Source organism: Streptomyces sp. NPDC085944, from assembly GCF_040686295.1.
GTDB classification, from domain to species: domain Bacteria; phylum Actinomycetota; class Actinomycetes; order Streptomycetales; family Streptomycetaceae; genus Streptomyces; species Streptomyces salinarius.
Genome location: NZ_JBFBJX010000001.1, coordinates 487678 through 504482, shown reverse-complemented (window position 1 = coordinate 504482; position 16805 = coordinate 487678). Strand labels below are relative to the sequence as shown.

The 16805-nt window shown below is 71.2% G+C and carries 16 protein-coding genes; 4 read left to right on the top strand and 12 right to left on the bottom strand.

Annotated features, from left to right (window positions below):
- The first annotated feature begins 33 nt into the window (after positions 1–33).
- The gene (locus tag AB0P07_RS02470; protein ID WP_365543932.1) at positions 34–237 is read left to right on the top strand and encodes a PspC domain-containing protein; all 204 of its coding nucleotides are present in this window, start codon (positions 34–36) and stop codon (positions 235–237) included.
- A gap of 84 nt (positions 238–321) precedes the next feature.
- Here the strand turns inward: AB0P07_RS02470 and AB0P07_RS02465 are convergent, their stop codons facing one another.
- Complete coding sequence (locus AB0P07_RS02465) at positions 322–690, bottom strand: hypothetical protein (RefSeq protein WP_061442870.1); 369 nt, start codon at positions 688–690, stop codon at positions 322–324.
- Between the two features lie 179 nt (positions 691–869).
- Positions 870–2021 (bottom strand): adenosine deaminase, encoded by a 1152-nt coding sequence (locus AB0P07_RS02460; protein ID WP_365543929.1) that lies wholly within the window; start codon positions 2019–2021, stop codon positions 870–872.
- Positions 2022–2203: 182 nt separating this feature from the next.
- Between AB0P07_RS02460 and AB0P07_RS02455 the strand changes: the two genes are divergently transcribed.
- On the top strand, positions 2204–2965 hold the full coding sequence (locus tag AB0P07_RS02455; protein WP_365543926.1) for an alpha/beta hydrolase: 762 nt from the start codon (positions 2204–2206) through the stop codon (positions 2963–2965).
- 26 nt (positions 2966–2991) lie between these two features.
- Here the strand turns inward: AB0P07_RS02455 and AB0P07_RS02450 are convergent, their stop codons facing one another.
- A complete protein-coding gene (locus AB0P07_RS02450; RefSeq protein WP_365543923.1) occupies positions 2992–3945 on the bottom strand; it encodes a LysR substrate-binding domain-containing protein in 954 nt (317 codons plus the stop codon).
- A 63-nt stretch (positions 3946–4008) separates the two neighbouring features.
- Between AB0P07_RS02450 and AB0P07_RS02445 the strand changes: the two genes are divergently transcribed.
- Positions 4009–5316, top strand: coding sequence for an MFS transporter (locus tag AB0P07_RS02445; RefSeq protein ID WP_365543920.1), 1308 nt, complete (start codon positions 4009–4011; stop codon positions 5314–5316).
- A gap of 111 nt (positions 5317–5427) precedes the next feature.
- Entirely contained in the window at positions 5428–6432 is a 1005-nt protein-coding gene (locus AB0P07_RS02440; protein ID WP_365543918.1) for a sigma-70 family RNA polymerase sigma factor, read from the top strand.
- Here AB0P07_RS02440 and AB0P07_RS02435 read toward each other — a convergent pair.
- From AB0P07_RS02435 to AB0P07_RS02395, 9 genes are all read right to left on the bottom strand, one after another.
- Complete coding sequence (locus AB0P07_RS02435; protein ID WP_078653440.1) at positions 6325–6711, bottom strand: STAS domain-containing protein; 387 nt, start codon at positions 6709–6711, stop codon at positions 6325–6327. The genes AB0P07_RS02440 and AB0P07_RS02435 overlap by 108 nt on opposite strands.
- 157 nt (positions 6712–6868) lie before the next feature.
- Positions 6869–8146 carry a thymidine phosphorylase gene (locus tag AB0P07_RS02430; protein WP_365543915.1) on the bottom strand — a complete coding sequence of 426 codons (1278 nt, stop codon included), beginning with the start codon at positions 8144–8146 and terminating at the stop codon, positions 6869–6871.
- Between the two features lie 30 nt (positions 8147–8176).
- Positions 8177–8569: a cytidine deaminase gene (locus AB0P07_RS02425; protein ID WP_365543912.1), complete on the bottom strand. Its 393-nt coding sequence runs from the start codon at positions 8567–8569 to the stop codon at positions 8177–8179.
- Entirely contained in the window at positions 8566–9840 is a 1275-nt protein-coding gene (locus AB0P07_RS02420) for an ABC transporter permease (RefSeq protein ID WP_365543909.1), read from the bottom strand. The genes AB0P07_RS02425 and AB0P07_RS02420 overlap by 4 nt, the downstream gene beginning before the upstream one ends.
- Positions 9837–10961, bottom strand: a complete 1125-nt coding sequence (locus tag AB0P07_RS02415; protein ID WP_365543907.1) for an ABC transporter permease — start codon at positions 10959–10961, stop codon at positions 9837–9839. Before AB0P07_RS02415 ends, AB0P07_RS02420 begins: the two co-directional genes overlap by 4 nt.
- Positions 10961–12574, bottom strand: a complete 1614-nt coding sequence (locus AB0P07_RS02410; RefSeq protein WP_365543904.1) for an ABC transporter ATP-binding protein — start codon at positions 12572–12574, stop codon at positions 10961–10963. The genes AB0P07_RS02415 and AB0P07_RS02410 overlap by 1 nt, the downstream gene beginning before the upstream one ends.
- 239 nt (positions 12575–12813) lie before the next feature.
- On the bottom strand, positions 12814–13860 hold the full coding sequence (locus tag AB0P07_RS02405) for a BMP family ABC transporter substrate-binding protein (protein WP_365543901.1): 1047 nt from the start codon (positions 13858–13860) through the stop codon (positions 12814–12816).
- A gap of 312 nt (positions 13861–14172) precedes the next feature.
- Positions 14173–15216 carry a BMP family ABC transporter substrate-binding protein gene (locus AB0P07_RS02400; protein WP_164411714.1) on the bottom strand — a complete coding sequence of 348 codons (1044 nt, stop codon included), beginning with the start codon at positions 15214–15216 and terminating at the stop codon, positions 14173–14175.
- A gap of 159 nt (positions 15217–15375) precedes the next feature.
- On the bottom strand, positions 15376–16614 hold the full coding sequence (locus AB0P07_RS02395) for a M20 family metallopeptidase (protein ID WP_365543897.1): 1239 nt from the start codon (positions 16612–16614) through the stop codon (positions 15376–15378).
- Positions 16615–16805: the final 191 nt, after the last annotated feature.

Sequence of the window (16805 nt, the reverse complement as noted above, 5' to 3'; positions counted from 1 at the left end):
CAGCCCCGCCCAGACGCTCACGAAGGAGCCGCGATGTCCCGCCTCGCCCGCCCCACCCACGGCCGCATGATCGGCGGAGTGTGCGCCGCGCTGGCCCGGCGCTTCGGCACCTCGGCCGGCACGATGCGGGTGATCTTCCTGGTCTCCTGCCTGCTGCCCGGTCCGCAGTTCCTGCTCTACCTGGCCCTGTGGATCCTGTTTCCGTCCGAGGAGAAGGCCGCCCGTACGGCCTGGTGAAAGACGTACCTCCCCTCTGGTACGCCGATGGGGCGCACCCGGCGACACCGGGCGCGCCCCTTCGGCGCGTGGGGAGAGGCGCGGTCAGCCGCCGATCGGGAGGCCGTTGACCGGCAGGCCCTGGGTGGGCAGGCCCTTCAGCGGCACTCCGCCGAGCAGCTTGGCGACCGGCTCGGTCGGACCCTCGGCAAGCTGCTCGGCGACGACCTGCTCGACGACCGGCTGCGCGACGGTCAGACCGGTGCCGGCGATCCGGCGTCCCTGCTCCAGCGCGTTGCCCGCGCCGGGCGCCACCTGGGAGACGGTCTCCGCGGGGAGGGTACGGGCGACGGAGTCCACCGTCTGCGCGGTGTCCGGGAGCTCGGGGGCCGCGGTGGCCGCGCCGGCTCCGGCGGCGGCGAAGGCGGCACCGAGGGCGGCGACACCGAGGGTCTTGGCAGCAGACTGCTTCATGGAAATGCGTCCTCGTAATGGGGTGACGGGGATGTGAGCGGTGCTCGACCGTAAACACGCTCACCCCTCGGCGGCAAACATCGAAATGCGGACGGATTGTGAAAGCCTGTCCCCGTTCCCGTATTACCGTCGCCTCCCGGTCACCCCTCGCTCTCCGCATATCCGCTGGTGGAAGCCGTCTACTGGAACAGCCATTCGGACTTCAGCTCCGCGTATCCGGGCTTGATGACGTCATTGATCATGGCCAGTCGTTCATCGAAAGGAATGAACGCTGATTTCATCGCATTGACGGAGAACCACTGCATGTCGTCGAGCGTGTAACCGAACGCCTCGACAAGGTGCTCGAATTCGCGGCTCATGCCGGTGTGGGACATCAGCCGGTTGTCGGTGTTGACGGTGGCCCGGAAGTGCAGCCGGCGCAGCAGCCCGATGGGGTGCTCGGCGTAGGAGTCGGCGGCGCCGGTCTGGAGGTTGGAGCTGGGGCACAGCTCCAGCGGGATCCGCTTGTCCCGGACGTAGGAGGCGAGCCGCCCGAGCTTGACCGAGCCGTCCTCGTGGACCTGGATGTCGTCGATGATGCGCACCCCGTGCCCGAGCCGGTCGGCGCCGCACCACTGCAGGGCCTGCCAGATGGACGGCAGCCCGAAGGCCTCGCCGGCGTGGATGGTGAAGTGGTTGTTCTCCCGCTTCAGGTACTCGAAGGCGTCCAGGTGCCGGGTGGGCGGGTAGCCGGCCTCGGCGCCCGCGATGTCGAAGCCGACGACGCCGAGATCGCGGTAGCGGTTGGCGAGTTCGGCGATCTCCAGGGAGCGGGCGGCGTGCCGCATGGCGGTGAGCAGGGCGCCGACCCGGATGCGGTGGCCGTTCTCCCGGGCGCGCCGCTCTCCTTGCCGGAAGCCCTCGTTGACGGCCTCGACGACCTCTTCGAGGGTCAGCCCCTGCTGCAGGTGCTGCTCGGGCGCGTACCGCACCTCGGCGTAGACGACGCCGTCCTCGGCGAGGTCCTCGGCGCACTCGGCGGCGACCCGGACCAGGGCGTCGCGGGTCTGCATGACGCCGACGGTGTGGGAGAAGGTCTCCAGGTACCGCTCCAGGGACCCGGAGTCGGCGGCCTGCCGGAACCAGGAGCCGAGCCGGTCGGCGTCGGTCTCCGGGAGGTCCGGGTAGCCCGTCTCGCGGGCGAGTTCGACGACCGTGCCGGGGCGCAGCCCGCCGTCGAGATGGTCGTGCAGCAGAACCTTGGGCGCCCGGCGGATGTGGTCCGGCGACGGTGTCTTCGAGAACGTCGCGGTGCTCGCCGCGGCGCTCTTCTCGGTGCTCTGGCTCGTCATTTCCGCACTCTAACTCCTACGCGCGTAGAACACCGGGCGAACGCACGGACCCGCACGAACGCGCGGGGACCGGCCACATGGCCGGAACGGGCGACGTCATGGCCGGTGCGTGGACTCCCCGATATGTAACGGTGACTGCGCGGACGGGTTCCGTACACCTGGTCTTCTGAGAATCTTCTGTCATGGCACAGCAAGCGACGCCGGTCCGTCGGGCCCGGCTGGGGCGGACGCTCGGTCCGGAGGGGACGGCGGTGGGCGGGGTGGTGCTGCTGCTCCCCGGGGGCGACGAGGTCTCCGACCGCAGGCCCTCCGCGCTGCTCGCGGCCGCGTCCGTACGCGCGCTGGGGCGCAGGCTGGCACGCGCGGGCCGGGAGGAGGGGCTGGCCACGCACGTCGTGCACTACCGCTACCGCGGCTGGAACGGCGCCGAGGCGCACCTCGCCCGGGACGCCGAATGGGCCGCCGACGAGGCGGTGCGGCGCTACGGCGACGTGCCCCTGTGTCTGCTCGGCACCGGGATGGGCGGCCGCGCGGCGCTGCGGGCGGCCGGGCACGAAGCCGTCAACTCGGTGCTGGCGATCGCCCCTTGGCTGCCGGAGGACGATGTCGCCGCGCCCCCCGAACCGGTGAAGCAGCTCGCCGGGCGGCAGGTGCTGATCGTGCACGGCACGAACGACGGGCACAGCGACCCGGAGCTGTCGTTCCGGCTCGCCTCCCGAGCGAAGAAGGCGAACCGTGCCGTGTGCCGGTTCGAGGTGCACTCCGACGGCCACGGGCTGCGCCAGTACCGGGACGAAGTCGCGGCGCTGGCGGAGGACTTCGTGATGGGCGTGCTGTTCGGGCAGCCCTTCTCGCGTCCGGTGGAGGACGCCCTGGCCGCTCCTCCGCCGCTGGGGCTGCGGATGCCGCTGGCGGCGGGGTTCGGGAAGTCGCTGCGGCGGTAGCACGCGTCCGCCCCGGCGCGGGAGGCTCAGGACGGCAGCAGGCTGCCCCGCCGGGACAGCAGGAACCTCTTGAACGCCGCCACGGGCGGCGTGTCCGTGCGTCCCGCCAGCCAGGCCACGCCGATCTCGCGGGCGGCGCGCGGCGCGGTGACCGTCAGTTCGACCACGCCGGGGCGGGGCACGGCGGGCGGCGGCAGCAGGGCGACGCCCAGTCCGGCCGCGACCAGGCCGCGCAGCGTCTCCGCCTCCTCGCCCTCGAAGGCCACCCGGGGCCGGAAACCGGCCTCCTTGCACAGGGCGTCGGTGATGCGGCGCAGGCCGTAGCCGGGCTCCAGGGTCACGAAGTTCTCGTCGGCGGCCTCGGCGAGGAGGATGCGCCTGCGGCCGGCCAGGGCGTGGTCGGCCGGGACGACCAGGCGCAGTTTCTGCTCGTCGAGGCGGCGGGCGACCAGGTCGGGGGCGTCCGGGACCGGCGAGGTGAGGCACAGGTCCAGCTCGCCGGCGCGCAGCCGCTCCAGCATGGCCTCGCCGTAGTTCTGCACGAGGCTGAACCGGACCCGGGGGTGGTCGGCGCGGAAGGCGTGCAGCAGGCCGGGGACGGTCTCGGCGCCCATGGTGTGCAGGAAGCCGAAGGCGACCTTTCCGGTGGCCGGGTCGGCGTCGGCGCGGACCTCGTCGGCGGCGCGCTCCACCTCGGCGAGGGCGCGTTCGACGGAGCCGAGGAAGGTGCGCCCGGCGACCGTGAGGGCGAGGGTGCGGCCGCGGCGGACGAACAGGTCGACGCCGAGGTCCTCCTCCAGGCGGACGAGGGCGCGGGAGAGGGTCGACTGGGGGACGTTCATCTCCTGGGCGGCCCGGGTGACGTGCTCGGTGCGGGCCACGCCGGCGAAGTGCGCGAGGCGGGGCGCGAGCAGCGCGACGATGTCTTCTGTGTCACCGGAAGGTGACAGGCGGGGCCGTGAGCTCTGCTGATGCACCATGGGAACGATTATGGCCATTCCATGCATTGGACGGATGAGTAAGGGGCTTCGTACCTTCGTGGCATGACTCCCGCCGATACCGGGGCGTCCACGGTCGTGGACGCCGCATCCGCCGCCCCCGCCGTCCCCGACTCCGTCGAACCCTCCGACTCGCGCATGGCCCCGGGCGGCCCCGGCTACCGCCGGATGAGTTTCGCGCTGTTCCTGGCGGGCGTCGCGACCTTCGCGCTGCTCTACTCCACCCAGGCCCTGCTGCCGCTGATCTCCGGCGACCTGGGCGTCACGGCGAGCGACGCGAGCTGGACGGTGGCCGCCGCGACCGGTGGCCTCGCGCTGTTCGTGCTGCCGATGAGCGCGCTGTCGGAGCGGTTCGGCCGCCGTACGGTCATGACGGCGTCGCTGGCGGTCGCGGTGACCGTCGGGCTGCTGGTGCCCTTCGCCCCGTCGCTGCCGGCGCTGGTCGCGCTGCGGGCGGTGCAGGGCGCGGCGCTGGCCGGGCTGCCGGCCTCGGCGACGGCGTACCTGGCGGAGGAGGTGCGGCCGCGGGCGCTGGTGACCGCGATCGGCCTGTTCGTGGCGGGCAACAGCGTGGGCGGGATGAGCGGCCGGGTCATCACCGGCTGGGTCGCCCAGGAGTGGGGCTGGCGGGTGGCCGTCGGGGTCGTCGGCCTGGTGGCGGTGGCGTGCGCGGTGGCCTTCCGGCTGCTGCTGCCGGCGCCGAGGCACTTCGCGCCGGGCTCGCTGCGCCCGCGGGTCCTGGTCCGCACGGTCCGCGACCACCTCGCCAACCCGCTGCTGCGCCGCCTGTACGCGATCGGCGCGCTGTTCATGACGGTGTTCGGCGGCGTCTACACGGTGATCGGCTACCGGCTGGCCGAGGCGCCCTTCTCCCTCCCGCAGGGCCTGATCGGCTCGATCTTCCTGGTCTACCTGGTCGGCACGGTCTCGGCGTCGACGGCGGGCCGGCTGGTGGGACGCCTGGGCCGCCGCGGTGCGCTCTACCTGGGCGCCGGTACGACGGCGGCGGGCCTGCTGCTGTCCCTGGCGCCGTCCCTCCCGCTGGTCCTCCTCGGCCTGGTGCTGATCACGGCGGGCTTCTTCGCCGGGCACGCGGTGGCCTCCTCGGCGGTCGGCAAGACCGCGCAGCACGGCCGCGCCCAGGCCTCGGCGCTCTACCAGTCCGCCTACTACGTGGGTTCCAGCGCGGGCAGTACGGTCGGCGCGGTGGCCTTCCACTCCGGCGGCTGGGCCGGGACGGTCGGGGTCGGCGTCCTCGCCGTGCTGGGCGTCGTGGTGATCACGGTGTCCGGGTCGCTGGCGGCGCGCCGGGCCGCGGGCACTCCGGTGAGGGTGCTGAGCCTCCCTCGCTGACCTGCGCTTTTCTTGACTGCACAGGCCATTGTCAGTCCCCTGCGGTAGCTTCCGAAGTGCGAGGCGCGAAGACGCGCACTAAGGGACGCCACAGGGGTGGGTGGACGGACGATGACCAACGGCACCGTGACGCCGGAGCTGGACTCGGCGCTGGAGAAGCACCGGCCCGAGCTGACGGGGTACTGCTACCGGATGCTCGGCTCCTCCTTCGAGGCCGAGGACGCGGTGCAGGACACCCTGGTGCGCGCCTGGCGGAGCTACGACAAGTTCGAGGGCCGCTCCAGCCTGCGCTCCTGGCTGTACCGGATCGCGACCAACGTCTGCCTGGACATGCTGAGCGCGGGCAACAAACGGGCGCGCCCGATGGACCTGACGGAGTCGACGCCGCTCGCCCAGGCCGCCCTGTCGCCGCGCCCGGACCACACCTGGCTGGAGCCGATGCCGGACGCCCGCGTGCTGCCGCAGACCGCGGACCCGGCGGAGGCCGCGGTCGCCAAGGAGTCCGTGCGGCTCGCCTTCATGGCCGCCCTGCAGCAACTGCCGCCCAAGCAGCGGGCGGTGCTGATCCTGCGCGAGGTGCTGGCGTGGCGGGCGAGCGAGGTCGCCGAGCTGCTCGGCACGTCGGTCGCCTCCGTCAACAGCGCCCTGCAGCGGGCCCGCGCGACGCTCGCCGAGCGGGAGGACCGGGGCGCCGACGCGGCGGTCTGCGACCCGCTGGACGAGGAGCAGCAGAAGCTCCTGGAGCGCTATGTCGCGGCCTTCGAGGGCTATGACATGACGGCGCTGACGGCACTGTTGCACGAGGACGCGGTCATGACGATGCCGCCGTTCGACCTGTGGCTGGCCGGTCCGGCGGACATCACCGGCTTCATGACGACGCTCGGCGCCGCGTGCGCGGGCTCCCGGCTGCTGCGGGTGGAGGCCAACGGGCTGCCGGCCTTCGCGCACTACAAGCCGGACCCGGAGGCGGGCGGGTTCGCGCCGTGGGCGGTCCAGGTGCTGGAGATCTCAGACGGCCGCATCACCGGGTTCCACTGCTTCCTCGACACCAAGCGGTGGTTCCCGCTGTTCGACCTGCCGCTCCGTCTCGAAGCGGAGGCCGACGAGGTCCAGTAGGGCGTGCAGGGCCGGATCGGGGTCGCGCAGCCGGATCCGGCCCCCGGCCCGCCGGGCGGTGAGCTCCAGGCGGGCCAGCAGGTCGACCACGGCGAGCCCCGGCGGCCCGAGGCCGCCGACGTCGCAGACGACCACCCCGGCCCGGGTGCTTTCCAGCAGCGCGCGCACCTCGTCGCAGAACCGGGGCGTCTCCCCACGGGAGACGGGCCCCGGCAGCACGAGTACGGCGGGTGTCACGGCGTCCACGTGCGGTAGACCCGGCCCGGGCCGGGAAATCATCGGTGCCGAGGCCGTCGGGGATCACATTGACCGCACTGGCGGTTCTCCTATCGGTGCGTCACCGATCCCAGCATGCCGAACGGGACCGGCACTGGTCTACCGATCCCGTTCACCCGAATGGGCTGTGACATCAGCGGCCTCCGGCCGCGGGCGCAGGTCAGGCGATGCGTTCCCGCACCACCGGCGAGGCGGTGAAGTCCGTGCCCGCCGGGGCCACGTCGTACGCGCCCTCCACCGCCGCGAGGGCGTACTCGAAGCGGTCCGGGGTGTCCGTGTGCAGGGTGAGGAGGGGCTGGCCCTCGGTGACCGTGTCGCCGGGCTTGGCGTGGAGTTCGACGCCCGCGGCGGCCTGCACCGGGTCCTCCTTGCGGGCGCGGCCCGCGCCCAGGCGCCAGGCGGCGACGCCGATGTCGTAGGCGTCGAGACGGGTCAGGACGCCGGAGGCGCCCGCCTTCACCACGTGCTGTTCCTTCGAGGTGGGCAGAGCGGCGTCCGGGTCGCCGCCCTGGGCCGCGATCATGCGGCGCCAGACGTCCATCGCGGAGCCGTCGGCCAGCGCCTTCGCCGGGTCGGCGTCCTTCAGGCCCGCCGCGTCCAGCATCTCGCGGGCCAGGGCCAGCGTCAGCTCGACCACGTCGGAGGGGCCGCCGTCGGCCAGGACCTCGACCGACTCGCGGACCTCCAGGGCGTTGCCCGCGGTCAGGCCGAGGGGCGTGGCCATGTCGGTGAGCAGCGCGACGGTCTTCACCCCGTGGTCGGTGCCGAGGCCGACCATGGTGGAGGCCAGCTCGCGGGCGTCCTCGATCGTCTTCATGAAGGCGCCGGAGCCGACCTTCACGTCCAGGACCAGCGAGCCGGTGCCCTCGGCGATCTTCTTCGACATGATGGAGGAGGCGATGAGCGGGATCGCCTCGACCGTGCCCGTGACGTCGCGCAGCGCGTACAGCTTCTTGTCGGCGGGCGCGAGACCGTCGCCCGCCGCGCAGATCACCGCGCCGGTGGTGTCCAGGACGTCCAGCATCTCCTCGTTGGAGAGGAGGGCGCGCCAGCCGGGGATGGACTCCAGCTTGTCCAGGGTGCCGCCGGTGTGGCCGAGGCCGCGGCCGGAGAGCTGCGGGACGGCCGCGCCGCACGCCGCCACCAGCGGGGCCAGCGGCAGCGTGATCTTGTCGCCGACGCCGCCCGTGGAGTGCTTGTCGGCGGTCGGACGGGACAGGGACGAGAAGTCCATGCGCTCGCCCGAGGCGATCATCGCGGCCGTCCAGCGGGCGATCTCGCCGCGGTTCATGCCGTTGAGCAGGATCGCCATCGCGAGCGAGGACATCTGCTCGTCGGCCACCTCACCGCGCGTGTAGGCGTCGATGACCCAGTCGATCTGCTCACCGGTCAGCTCGCCGCGGTCCCGCTTGGTGCGGATGACTGAGATGACGTCCATGGCCATGTCTGGCTTTCCTAACGCGAGTTGCTACTTGGTGAGGTGGTCGGGGCCGAAGGCCTGCGGGAGCATCCGGGACAGCGGAAGGATCCCCTCCGGCGTCTCGAGCAGCAGCTCCGGGCCACCGAACTCGTACAGGAGCTGCCGGCAGCGGCCGCAGGGGACGAGGACGTCGCCAACGCCGTCGACGCAGACGAAGTGCGTCAGCCGGCCGCCGCCGGTCAGCTGCAGCTGGGAGACGAGTCCGCACTCGGCGCACAGGCCGATGCCGTAGCTGGCGTTCTCCACGTTGCAGCCGGTGACGGTGCGGCCGTCGTCGACCAGGGCGGCGGCGCCCACGGCGTACCCGGAGTAGGGGGCGTAGGCGCGGGCCATCGCCTCCCGTGCCGCCGTGCGCAGCGCGCCCCAGTCGACGTCGGTCATTTGCCCTGTCCCTTCCGGTACTGCATGCCGTCCGCCTTGGGCATCCGCAGCCGTTGCGCGGACAGGGCGAGGACGACGAGGGTGACGACGTACGGCGTGGCGGAGACGACCTGGTTGGGGACCTCGTTGGTGCCGGCGTACCAGGCGAAGACCAGGGCGCCGATGACGAAGGTGATCGCGGCCTTGACGTACTTCTTGCGGATCGCCAGCCAGATGGCGCCGGCGACCAGCAGCAGCGCGCCGAGCAGCAGCAGGGCGTGCACGTTGGCGGAGCCGCCGCGCAGGTTGAGGCTGTCGGTGTAGCCGAAGAGGCCGGCGCCGATGGCGAGGCCGCCCGGCATCCAGTTGCCGAAGATCATCGCGGCGAGGCCGATGTAGCCGCGGCCGCTGGTCTGGCCCTCCAGGTAGAAGGGGTTGGCCACGATGGACAGGAAGACGCCGCCGAGGCCGGCCAGGCCGCCGGAGATGATCACGGCGAGGTACTTGTACTTGTAGACGTTGACGCCGAGGGACTCGGCCGCGATCGGGTTCTCGCCGCAGGAGCGCAGGCGCAGGCCGAACGGGGTGCGCCACAGGATCCACCAGGTGGCGGGGATCAGGGCGACCGCGATCAGGGTGAGCCAGGAGACGTCGGTGACCAGACCGCCGAGCAGCCCCGCGATGTCCGAGACGAAGAACCAGTGCTGGTCGTTGAGGCTCTCCAGCCAGTCCGACAGACCCGGGATCGAGAAGTGGCCGAGGGAGTCGACCGGCGGGGACTGCTTGGCCGAGCCGCCCTGGTGGCCCTCGAAGGCGAGCGGCGCGAGGTAGCGGGTGGCGCCGAGGGCGAGGATGTTGATGGCCACACCGGAGACGATGTGGTTGACGTTGAAGGTGATCGTCACGACGGCGTGCAGCAGGCCGCCGAGGCAGCCGCCGATGATGCCGACGAGCACGCCGGTCCACGGGCCCCACTGGAAGCCGGCCCAGGCACCGAACCAGGTGCCCAGGATCATCATGCCCTCGAGGCCGATGTTGACGACGCCCGCGCGCTCGGCCCACAGACCGCCGAGACCGGCGAGGCCGATCGGTACGGCGAGCTGGAGCGCGGTGGACATCTGGCTGACGTTGGTGATGCCGTTGGCGCCGGTGATCAGGCGCACGATCGAGGTCAGCGCCAGGGCTCCGGCGACGACCAGGAGCAGCACGGGCCACGACATGCGGCGGCCGGTCCGTGGCGCGTGCTCCAGCGAGGGCTGGTTGACGTCGGTCGCTGTGGTCGGAGCGGTCATCGGCCGGCCACCTCCTTCTTCGAGTTGTCGGTGGCGCCGAGGACGTGACCGGCGGCCAGCTCCGCGCCGACGCGGCGCTGCTGGCGGCGCAGGCCCCACTCACGGACGGCCTCGTAGGAGACGACGACCGAGAGGACGATCAGGCCCTGCATGATGACCGCGATCTCCTTGTCGAAGCCGTGGTAGTCGAGCTCGGGCGAGGCCTTGTCGAGCCAGGCCCACAGCAGGGCGGCGAAGGCGATGCCGACCGGGCTGTTGCGGCCGAGGAGGGCGATGCCGATGCCGAGGAAGCCGACCCCGGTGGGGAAGTTGAGGCTGTAGGTGTGGGTGTCGCCCATCAGGATGGGCAGGCCCGCAAGACCGGCGAGGCCGCCGGAGATGAGCATCGCGGTGAGCACCATGCGCTTGGGGTCGACGCCGCTGGCCGCCGCGGCGGACTCGGAGGCACCGGAGGCGCGCAGGTCGAAGCCGAAGCGGGTGCGGTTGAGGACGACCCAGTAGCCGATGCCGAGGAGCGCGGCGAGGATGACCAGGCCGTAGATCTCGCCGGCCGCGCCCATGTCGATGCCGGGGATCCAGCCGGACTCGTGCATCTCGCCGGTGGTGCTGTTGTTGCCGACCTTGACGCCGAAGACGTCCGGCTTCCACATGTAGACGATGAGCGAGGTGGCGATCGCGTTGAGCATGATCGTCGCGACGACCTCGCTGACGCCGCGGGTGACCTTGAGGACACCGGCGATGCCGGACCAGAAGGCGCCGGTGAGGACGGCGGTCAGGAGCAGCAGCGGGACCTGGAGGAACGCCGGCAGGTTCGCGTGGGCACCGACGACGGCGGCCATGAAGGCACCGAGCTGGTACTGGCCGTCGACACCGATGTTGAACAGGTTCATCCGGAAGCCGATGGCCACCGCGAGGGCCGCGATGTAGTACAGCGAGGCCTGGTTGATGATCAGGACCTGGATGTCGGAGAATCCGGCCTGCTCCAGCATGAGGGCGAACGGTTCGACCGGGTTCTTGCCCGAGGCGATCAGGACGATCGCGCTGAGCACGAAGGCCACGGCGAGCGCGATGACCGGTCCGGCCACCGCGAGGAGCACGCGCTCCTTGTCGAACTTCTTCATCAGCGGGCCTCGTCTTCCGGAGACTCGGGGGACGCGGGCGACGCGGGGGGCGCCGCGGACTTCGGGGAGCCGTTCGCGCCGTGCGGGGTCTCGGGGTTCTCTTCGTCTTCCAGGTGTCCGGAGGCGGCGCCGGTCATCGCCGAGCCGAGCGCCTCGGGGGTGATGGTGGCCGGGTCGGCGTCCGCGACCAGCTTGCCGTCGTAGATCACGCGGAGGGTGTCGGACAGGCCGATCAGCTCGTCCAGGTCGGCGGAGATCAGCAGCACGGCCAGGCCCTCGCGGCGGGCCTCGCGGATGTGGTCCCAGATCGCGGCCTGCGCGCCGACGTCCACGCCGCGGGTGGGGTGGGCGGCGATGAGGAAGCGCGGCTTGTGGCTCATCTCGCGGCCGACGATCAGCTTCTGCTGGTTGCCGCCGGACAGCGAGGCCGCGGTGACGTCGATGCCGGGGGTGCGCACGTCGTACGTCTCGACGATGCGGCGGGTGTCCTGCTGGGCGCTCTTCAGGTCCAGCCAGACGCCCTTGTTGTTGGGCTTCTCGGTGACGTGGCCGAGGATGCGGTTCTCCCAGAGGGGGGCCTCCAGGAGCAGGCCGTGGCGGTGGCGGTCCTCGGGGATGTAGCCGACGCCCTGTTCGCGTCGCTTGCGGGTGGGCAGCGCGGTGATGTCCTGGTCGAGGAAGCGGATGGTGCCGGAGTCGGCGTGGCGCAGGCCGATGAGCGCGTCGACCAGCTCGGTCTGGCCGTTGCCCTCGACGCCGGCGATGCCCAGCACTTCACCGGCGTGGATGGTGAAGGAGATGTCGTCGAGGAGGGCCTTGCCGCTCGGGGCTGCCAGGCGCAGCGTGTCGACGGTGAGGACCGGGCGGTCGGTGACCGTGGACTCCGCCGTCTCCGGCGTGGGCAGCTCGCTGCCCACCATCAGCTCGGCGAGCTGGCGGGGCGTGGTCTCGGCGGGGACGGCCGTACCGACGGTGGTGCCGCGGCGGATGACGGTGATCTCGTCGGCGACCGAGAGGACCTCGCCCAGCTTGTGGGAGATGAAGATGACCGAGAGGCCCTCGGCCTTCAGCTCGCGCAGGTTGTCGAAGAGGGCGTCCACCTCCTGCGGCACCAGGACGGCCGTGGGCTCGTCGAGGATCAGCGTGCGGGCGCCGCGGTAGAGGACCTTGAGGATCTCCACGCGCTGGCGGGCGGCGACGCCCAGCTCCTCGACCAGGACGTCGGGGCGCACGCCGAGGCCGTAGCGGTCGGAGAGTTCCTTGATCTTGCGGCGGGCCTTGGCGCCGATGCCGTACAGCTTCTCGCTGCCGAGGACCACGTTCTCCAGGACCGTGAGGTTGTCGGCGAGCATGAAGTGCTGGTGGACCATGCCGATGCCGCGCACGATGGCGTCGGCGGGCGAGGAGAAGGAGACCTTCTCGCCGTCGACCGCGATGGTGCCCTCGTCCGGCTTCTGCATGCCGTAGAGGATCTTCATCAGCGTCGACTTGCCGGCGCCGTTCTCGCCGACGAGGGCGTGGACGGTGCCCTTGCGGACGGTGAGGTGGATGTCGTGGTTGGCCACGACTCCGGGGAAACGCTTGGTGATTCCGGCGAGTTCGACGGCGGTCACCGGTTCGCTGACCGCCGCTTTCGCCGGAGGGCTGCTGGACGCGTTGATGGCGCACTCTCCTGGGGACGGGGGCCGTCTACGCGCGTAGCGCCCCTACGGCATCTAAAAGCGGCGGCGGCGCATCGACGCGACGGGGTACGGGGAGGGCGCCTTCCGGGCCGCTCTTCCCGTACCCCGCCGCGCGGCGCAACCGGCGCGGTTACACGCTGTTCGAGGTGTTGCAGGTGCTACTCAGCCGTTCAGCTGCTCTTGACCTTGATCTCGCCGCTGATGATCTTCTCCTTGGCCGTCTTGATGGCTGCCTGGAGCTCGGCGTTGTCCGCGAACTTCGGGTTGGAGTCCGAGAGACCGACCTCGCCGGACTTCAGATCGCCCCGAACGATACCGGTCTCCGGCTTGCCGTCCTCGACCGACTTCGCAAGGCTGTAGACCGCCTTGGCGACGTCCTTGGTGGCCGAGGTCAGGATGGAGTCCTTGTACTTCGCGAGGGCTTCCTGCTGGTACTGGTCGGAGTCGACGCCGATCGCCCAGACCTTGTTGGCGGCGGCGGCCTCGATCACGCCCTGGCCGGAGAGACCGGCCGCGGCGTAGACGACGTCGGCCTTCTTCTCGATCTGGCCCTCGGCGGCGGTCTTGCCCTTGTCGGGGCTGGAGAAGCCGCCCTCCTCCGCGGTCTGCGTCAGGTACTGCGAGATGACCTTGACCTTGGGGTCGGTGTCCTTGACGCCCTGCTCGTAGCCGGCCTGGAACTTGTGGATCAGCGGGACGTTCACACCGCCCACGAAGCCGACCGTGTCGGTCTTGGTGGACTTGGCGGCGGCGACACCGGCGAGGTAGGACGCCTCCTGCTCGTTGAAGACCAGGTCCGCGACGTTGTCCGCCTCGATGGTGGCGTCGTCCACGATGCCGAAGGTGGTGTCCGGGTACTTCTCCGCCACGTTCTTCATGGCGTTGGCGTACGCGTAGCCGATGCCGACGACCGGGTTGTAGCCCTGCTTCGCCAGCGAGGAGAGCCGCTGCTCCTTGTCGGCGTCGGTCTCGCCGTCGGTGGGCTCGACGTCGGCCGTCTCGTAGCCGAACTCCTTCTTGGCCTTCTCCAGGCCGGCGTACGCGGCGTCGTTGAAGGACTGGTCGCCCTTGCCGCCGACGTCGTACGCGATGGCGAGGCCCTTGTCCCCCTTGGACTCCGAGCCGGAGTCGGTCGAGGTACCACCGCAGGCGGCGAGGGCGAGGGCCAGGGAGGCGGTCGCTGCGCCTGCGACCGTGATCCGGGAAATCCGGCGCATGTCTGGTGCTCCTGTCGTACAAGCGCCGGGGACGGTTCGGCTGCGGCGCTGGCTTTCGCCGCAGATTAACGCGCGTAGACCTGCCTGAAAACCCCTTCTGTCCACCTTGTTATCCGGCCGTGAGCAAGGCCGCACGAATGGGGGTACCGGGCTTGCCGGACGCAAACGGGGGGTGGCGGAGTGTGACGCCCGGGCCTCGGCGGAGCGGCCTGCGCAGAGGGGCGCGGGCTTCGGCGCCGCGGGCATGCCGAAGCGGACGGGTGCCCGCAGGCGCCCGTCCGCTTCGTCGGGTTCTGTGCCGTGCCGTCGCGACTACTCGGTGGCGACCTTGATGGAGCCGTCGACGATGCCCGCCTTGGCCTTCTCCACGGCCTCCTTCGCGCCCGGGACCTCGGCGAACTTCGGGTTGCTGTCGGACAGGCCCACGCCGTCGGACTTCAGGTCGAAGGTGTGGGTGCCGGTCAGCGGCTTGCCGTCCTCGACGGACTTGGCCAGCGCGAAGACCGCGCCTTCGATGTCCTTGAGGGCGGAGGTCAGGATGGAGTCCTTGTAGGCCGCGAGGGCCTCCTGCTTGTACTGGTCGGAGTCGACGCCGATCGCCCAGATCTTCGCCTTGGCGGCGGCCTCGATCACGCCCTGGCCGGAGAGACCGGCCGCGGCGTAGACGACGTCGGCCTTCTTCTCGATCTGGCCCTCGGCGGCGGCCTTGCCCTTGTCGGGGCTGGAGAAGCCGCCCTCCTCCGCGGTCTGCGTCAGGTACTGCGAGATGACCTTGATCTTCGGGTCGGTGTCCTTGACGCCCTGCTCGTAGCCGGCCTGGAACTTGTGGATCAGCGGGACGTTCACACCGCCCACGAAGCCGACGGTCTTGGTCTTGGTGGCCTTGGCGGCGGCGACACCGGCGAGGTAGGACGCCTCGTTCTCGGCGAAGACGAGGGAGGCGACGTTCTTGCCCTCGACCACGGAGTCGACGATGCCGAAGGTGGTGTCCGGGTACTTGGCGGCGACGGCCTTCATCGCCGGGCCGTAGGCGAAGCCGACGCCGATCACGGGGTTGTAGCCCTGCTTGGCCAGGGAGGTCAGCCGCTGTTCCTTGTCGGCGTCCGTCTCACCGTCGGTGGGCTCGATGTCGGCGGTCTTGTAGCCGAACTCCTTCTTGGCCTTCTCCAGACCGGCGTACGCGGCGTCGTTGAAGGACTGGTCGCCCTTGCCGCCGACGTCGTAGGCGATGGCGAGGCCCTTGTCGTCACCGCCGCCGTCGCCGCTTTCGCCGCTGGTGCCGCCGCAGGCCGTGGCCGCGAGTGCGAGCGACGCGACCCCCACCGCGACGCGGATCAGTCTTGATGTCCGACGCATCTGAAGTTCCCCATTCTCCAAAGCCCCGCAGCGGGCGCTCGGTTCGGCGCACATTAACGCGCGTAGAACCTCCTGGGAACGGGGTTGCGCGGCGCCGTTATCCATTCGTGCCGCTGGCTGGTTACCGCCCTGTTAACGACCGGTTCGAACGGGGACGTTCTACTGCACCGCGTCGATGAGCGCCGCCGCGGTGAACATCTCCACGCCGACCGTGATGGCGTGCTCGTCCACGTCGAAGTCGCCCTGGTGGAGGTCGCGGACGGTGCGCTCGCCGGGTGGGCGGACGCCGAGGCGGGCCATGGCGCCGGGCACGTGCTCCAGGTACCAGGAGAAGTCCTCGCCGCCGAGGCTCTGCTCGGTGCCCTCGACGGCGTCGGTGCCGCGCCGGGCGACCATGGCGGCCTGGAGCAGCTCGGTGCTGGTGACCTCGTTGACGACCGGAGGGACGCCGCGGACGTAGGTGATCTCGGACTTGGCCCGGTACAGGCCCGCGATCTCGTCGATGGCGCCCATCACCAGGTCGGGCGCCTGCCGCCAGGCGTCGAGGTCGAGGCAGCGCACGGTGCCGGCGAGTTCGGCGTGCTGCGGGATGACGTTCGGCGCGTGGCCGGACTCGATGCGTCCCCAGGTCAGGGCGAGCCCGCTGCGGCTGTCCACGCGCCGGGCGACGAGCGCGGGCACGTCGGTGGCGACGCGGGCGGCGGCGGTGACCAGGTCGGTGGTGAGGTGCGGGCGGGCGGTGTGGCCGCCGGGGCCGTTCAGCGCGATTTCCATGCGGTCGCAGGCGGAGGTGATGGGGCCGACCCTGAGCCCGATCTTCCCGGCGTCCACCCTGGGGTCGCAGTGCACGGCCAGGATGCGGCGCACCCCGTCGAGCGCGCCGCCCTCGATGGCGTCGGCGGCGCCACCGGGCAGCACCTCCTCGGCGGGCTGGAAGACCAGCCGTACGGGACGGGGCAGCAGCCCCTGCTCGTGCAGGGCGGCGAGGACGAGCCCGGTGCCGAGGACGACGGTGGTGTGCACGTCGTGGCCGCAGGCGTGGGCGCGGTCGGGCACCTGTGAGCGGTACGCGCACTCGTCCTTCGTGTCGGGGATGGGCAGGGCGTCGATGTCGGCCCGCAGGGCGAGCATGCGCGGCCCGCCGGACCACTGTCCCGACGGGGTGCCGGTGCCGATGTCGCAGACGAGCCCGGTGCCGATGGGCAGCACGCGCGGCTTGAGGCCGGCCCGTTCCAGCCGTTCCTTGATGGCGGCGGTGGTGCGGAACTCCTGGTTGCCCAGCTCGGGGTGCATGTGGAGATCGCGGCGGAAGGCCACGAGCTCCGCGCGCAGCGCGTCCGGCAAGGTGCCGGGCAGCACGGCTTCACCGGGAGTACCGGCCTCGGACTCTGGGGACATCAACACGTTCACCCTTTGCAGCGTAGGGCGCCCGGGCGGCCGGTGGACCCACGATCAACAAAAATTCAGCCCGTTAGGGGAAGAAAACTCGGCCGCCCTACGCATAGTCATCAACTCGCTTGGGTAAACTCGGCCGCCTTTCCGACCGAGCCGATCAGAAGAGATCACCGGGAGCGGCTCCGGCCGCTCGG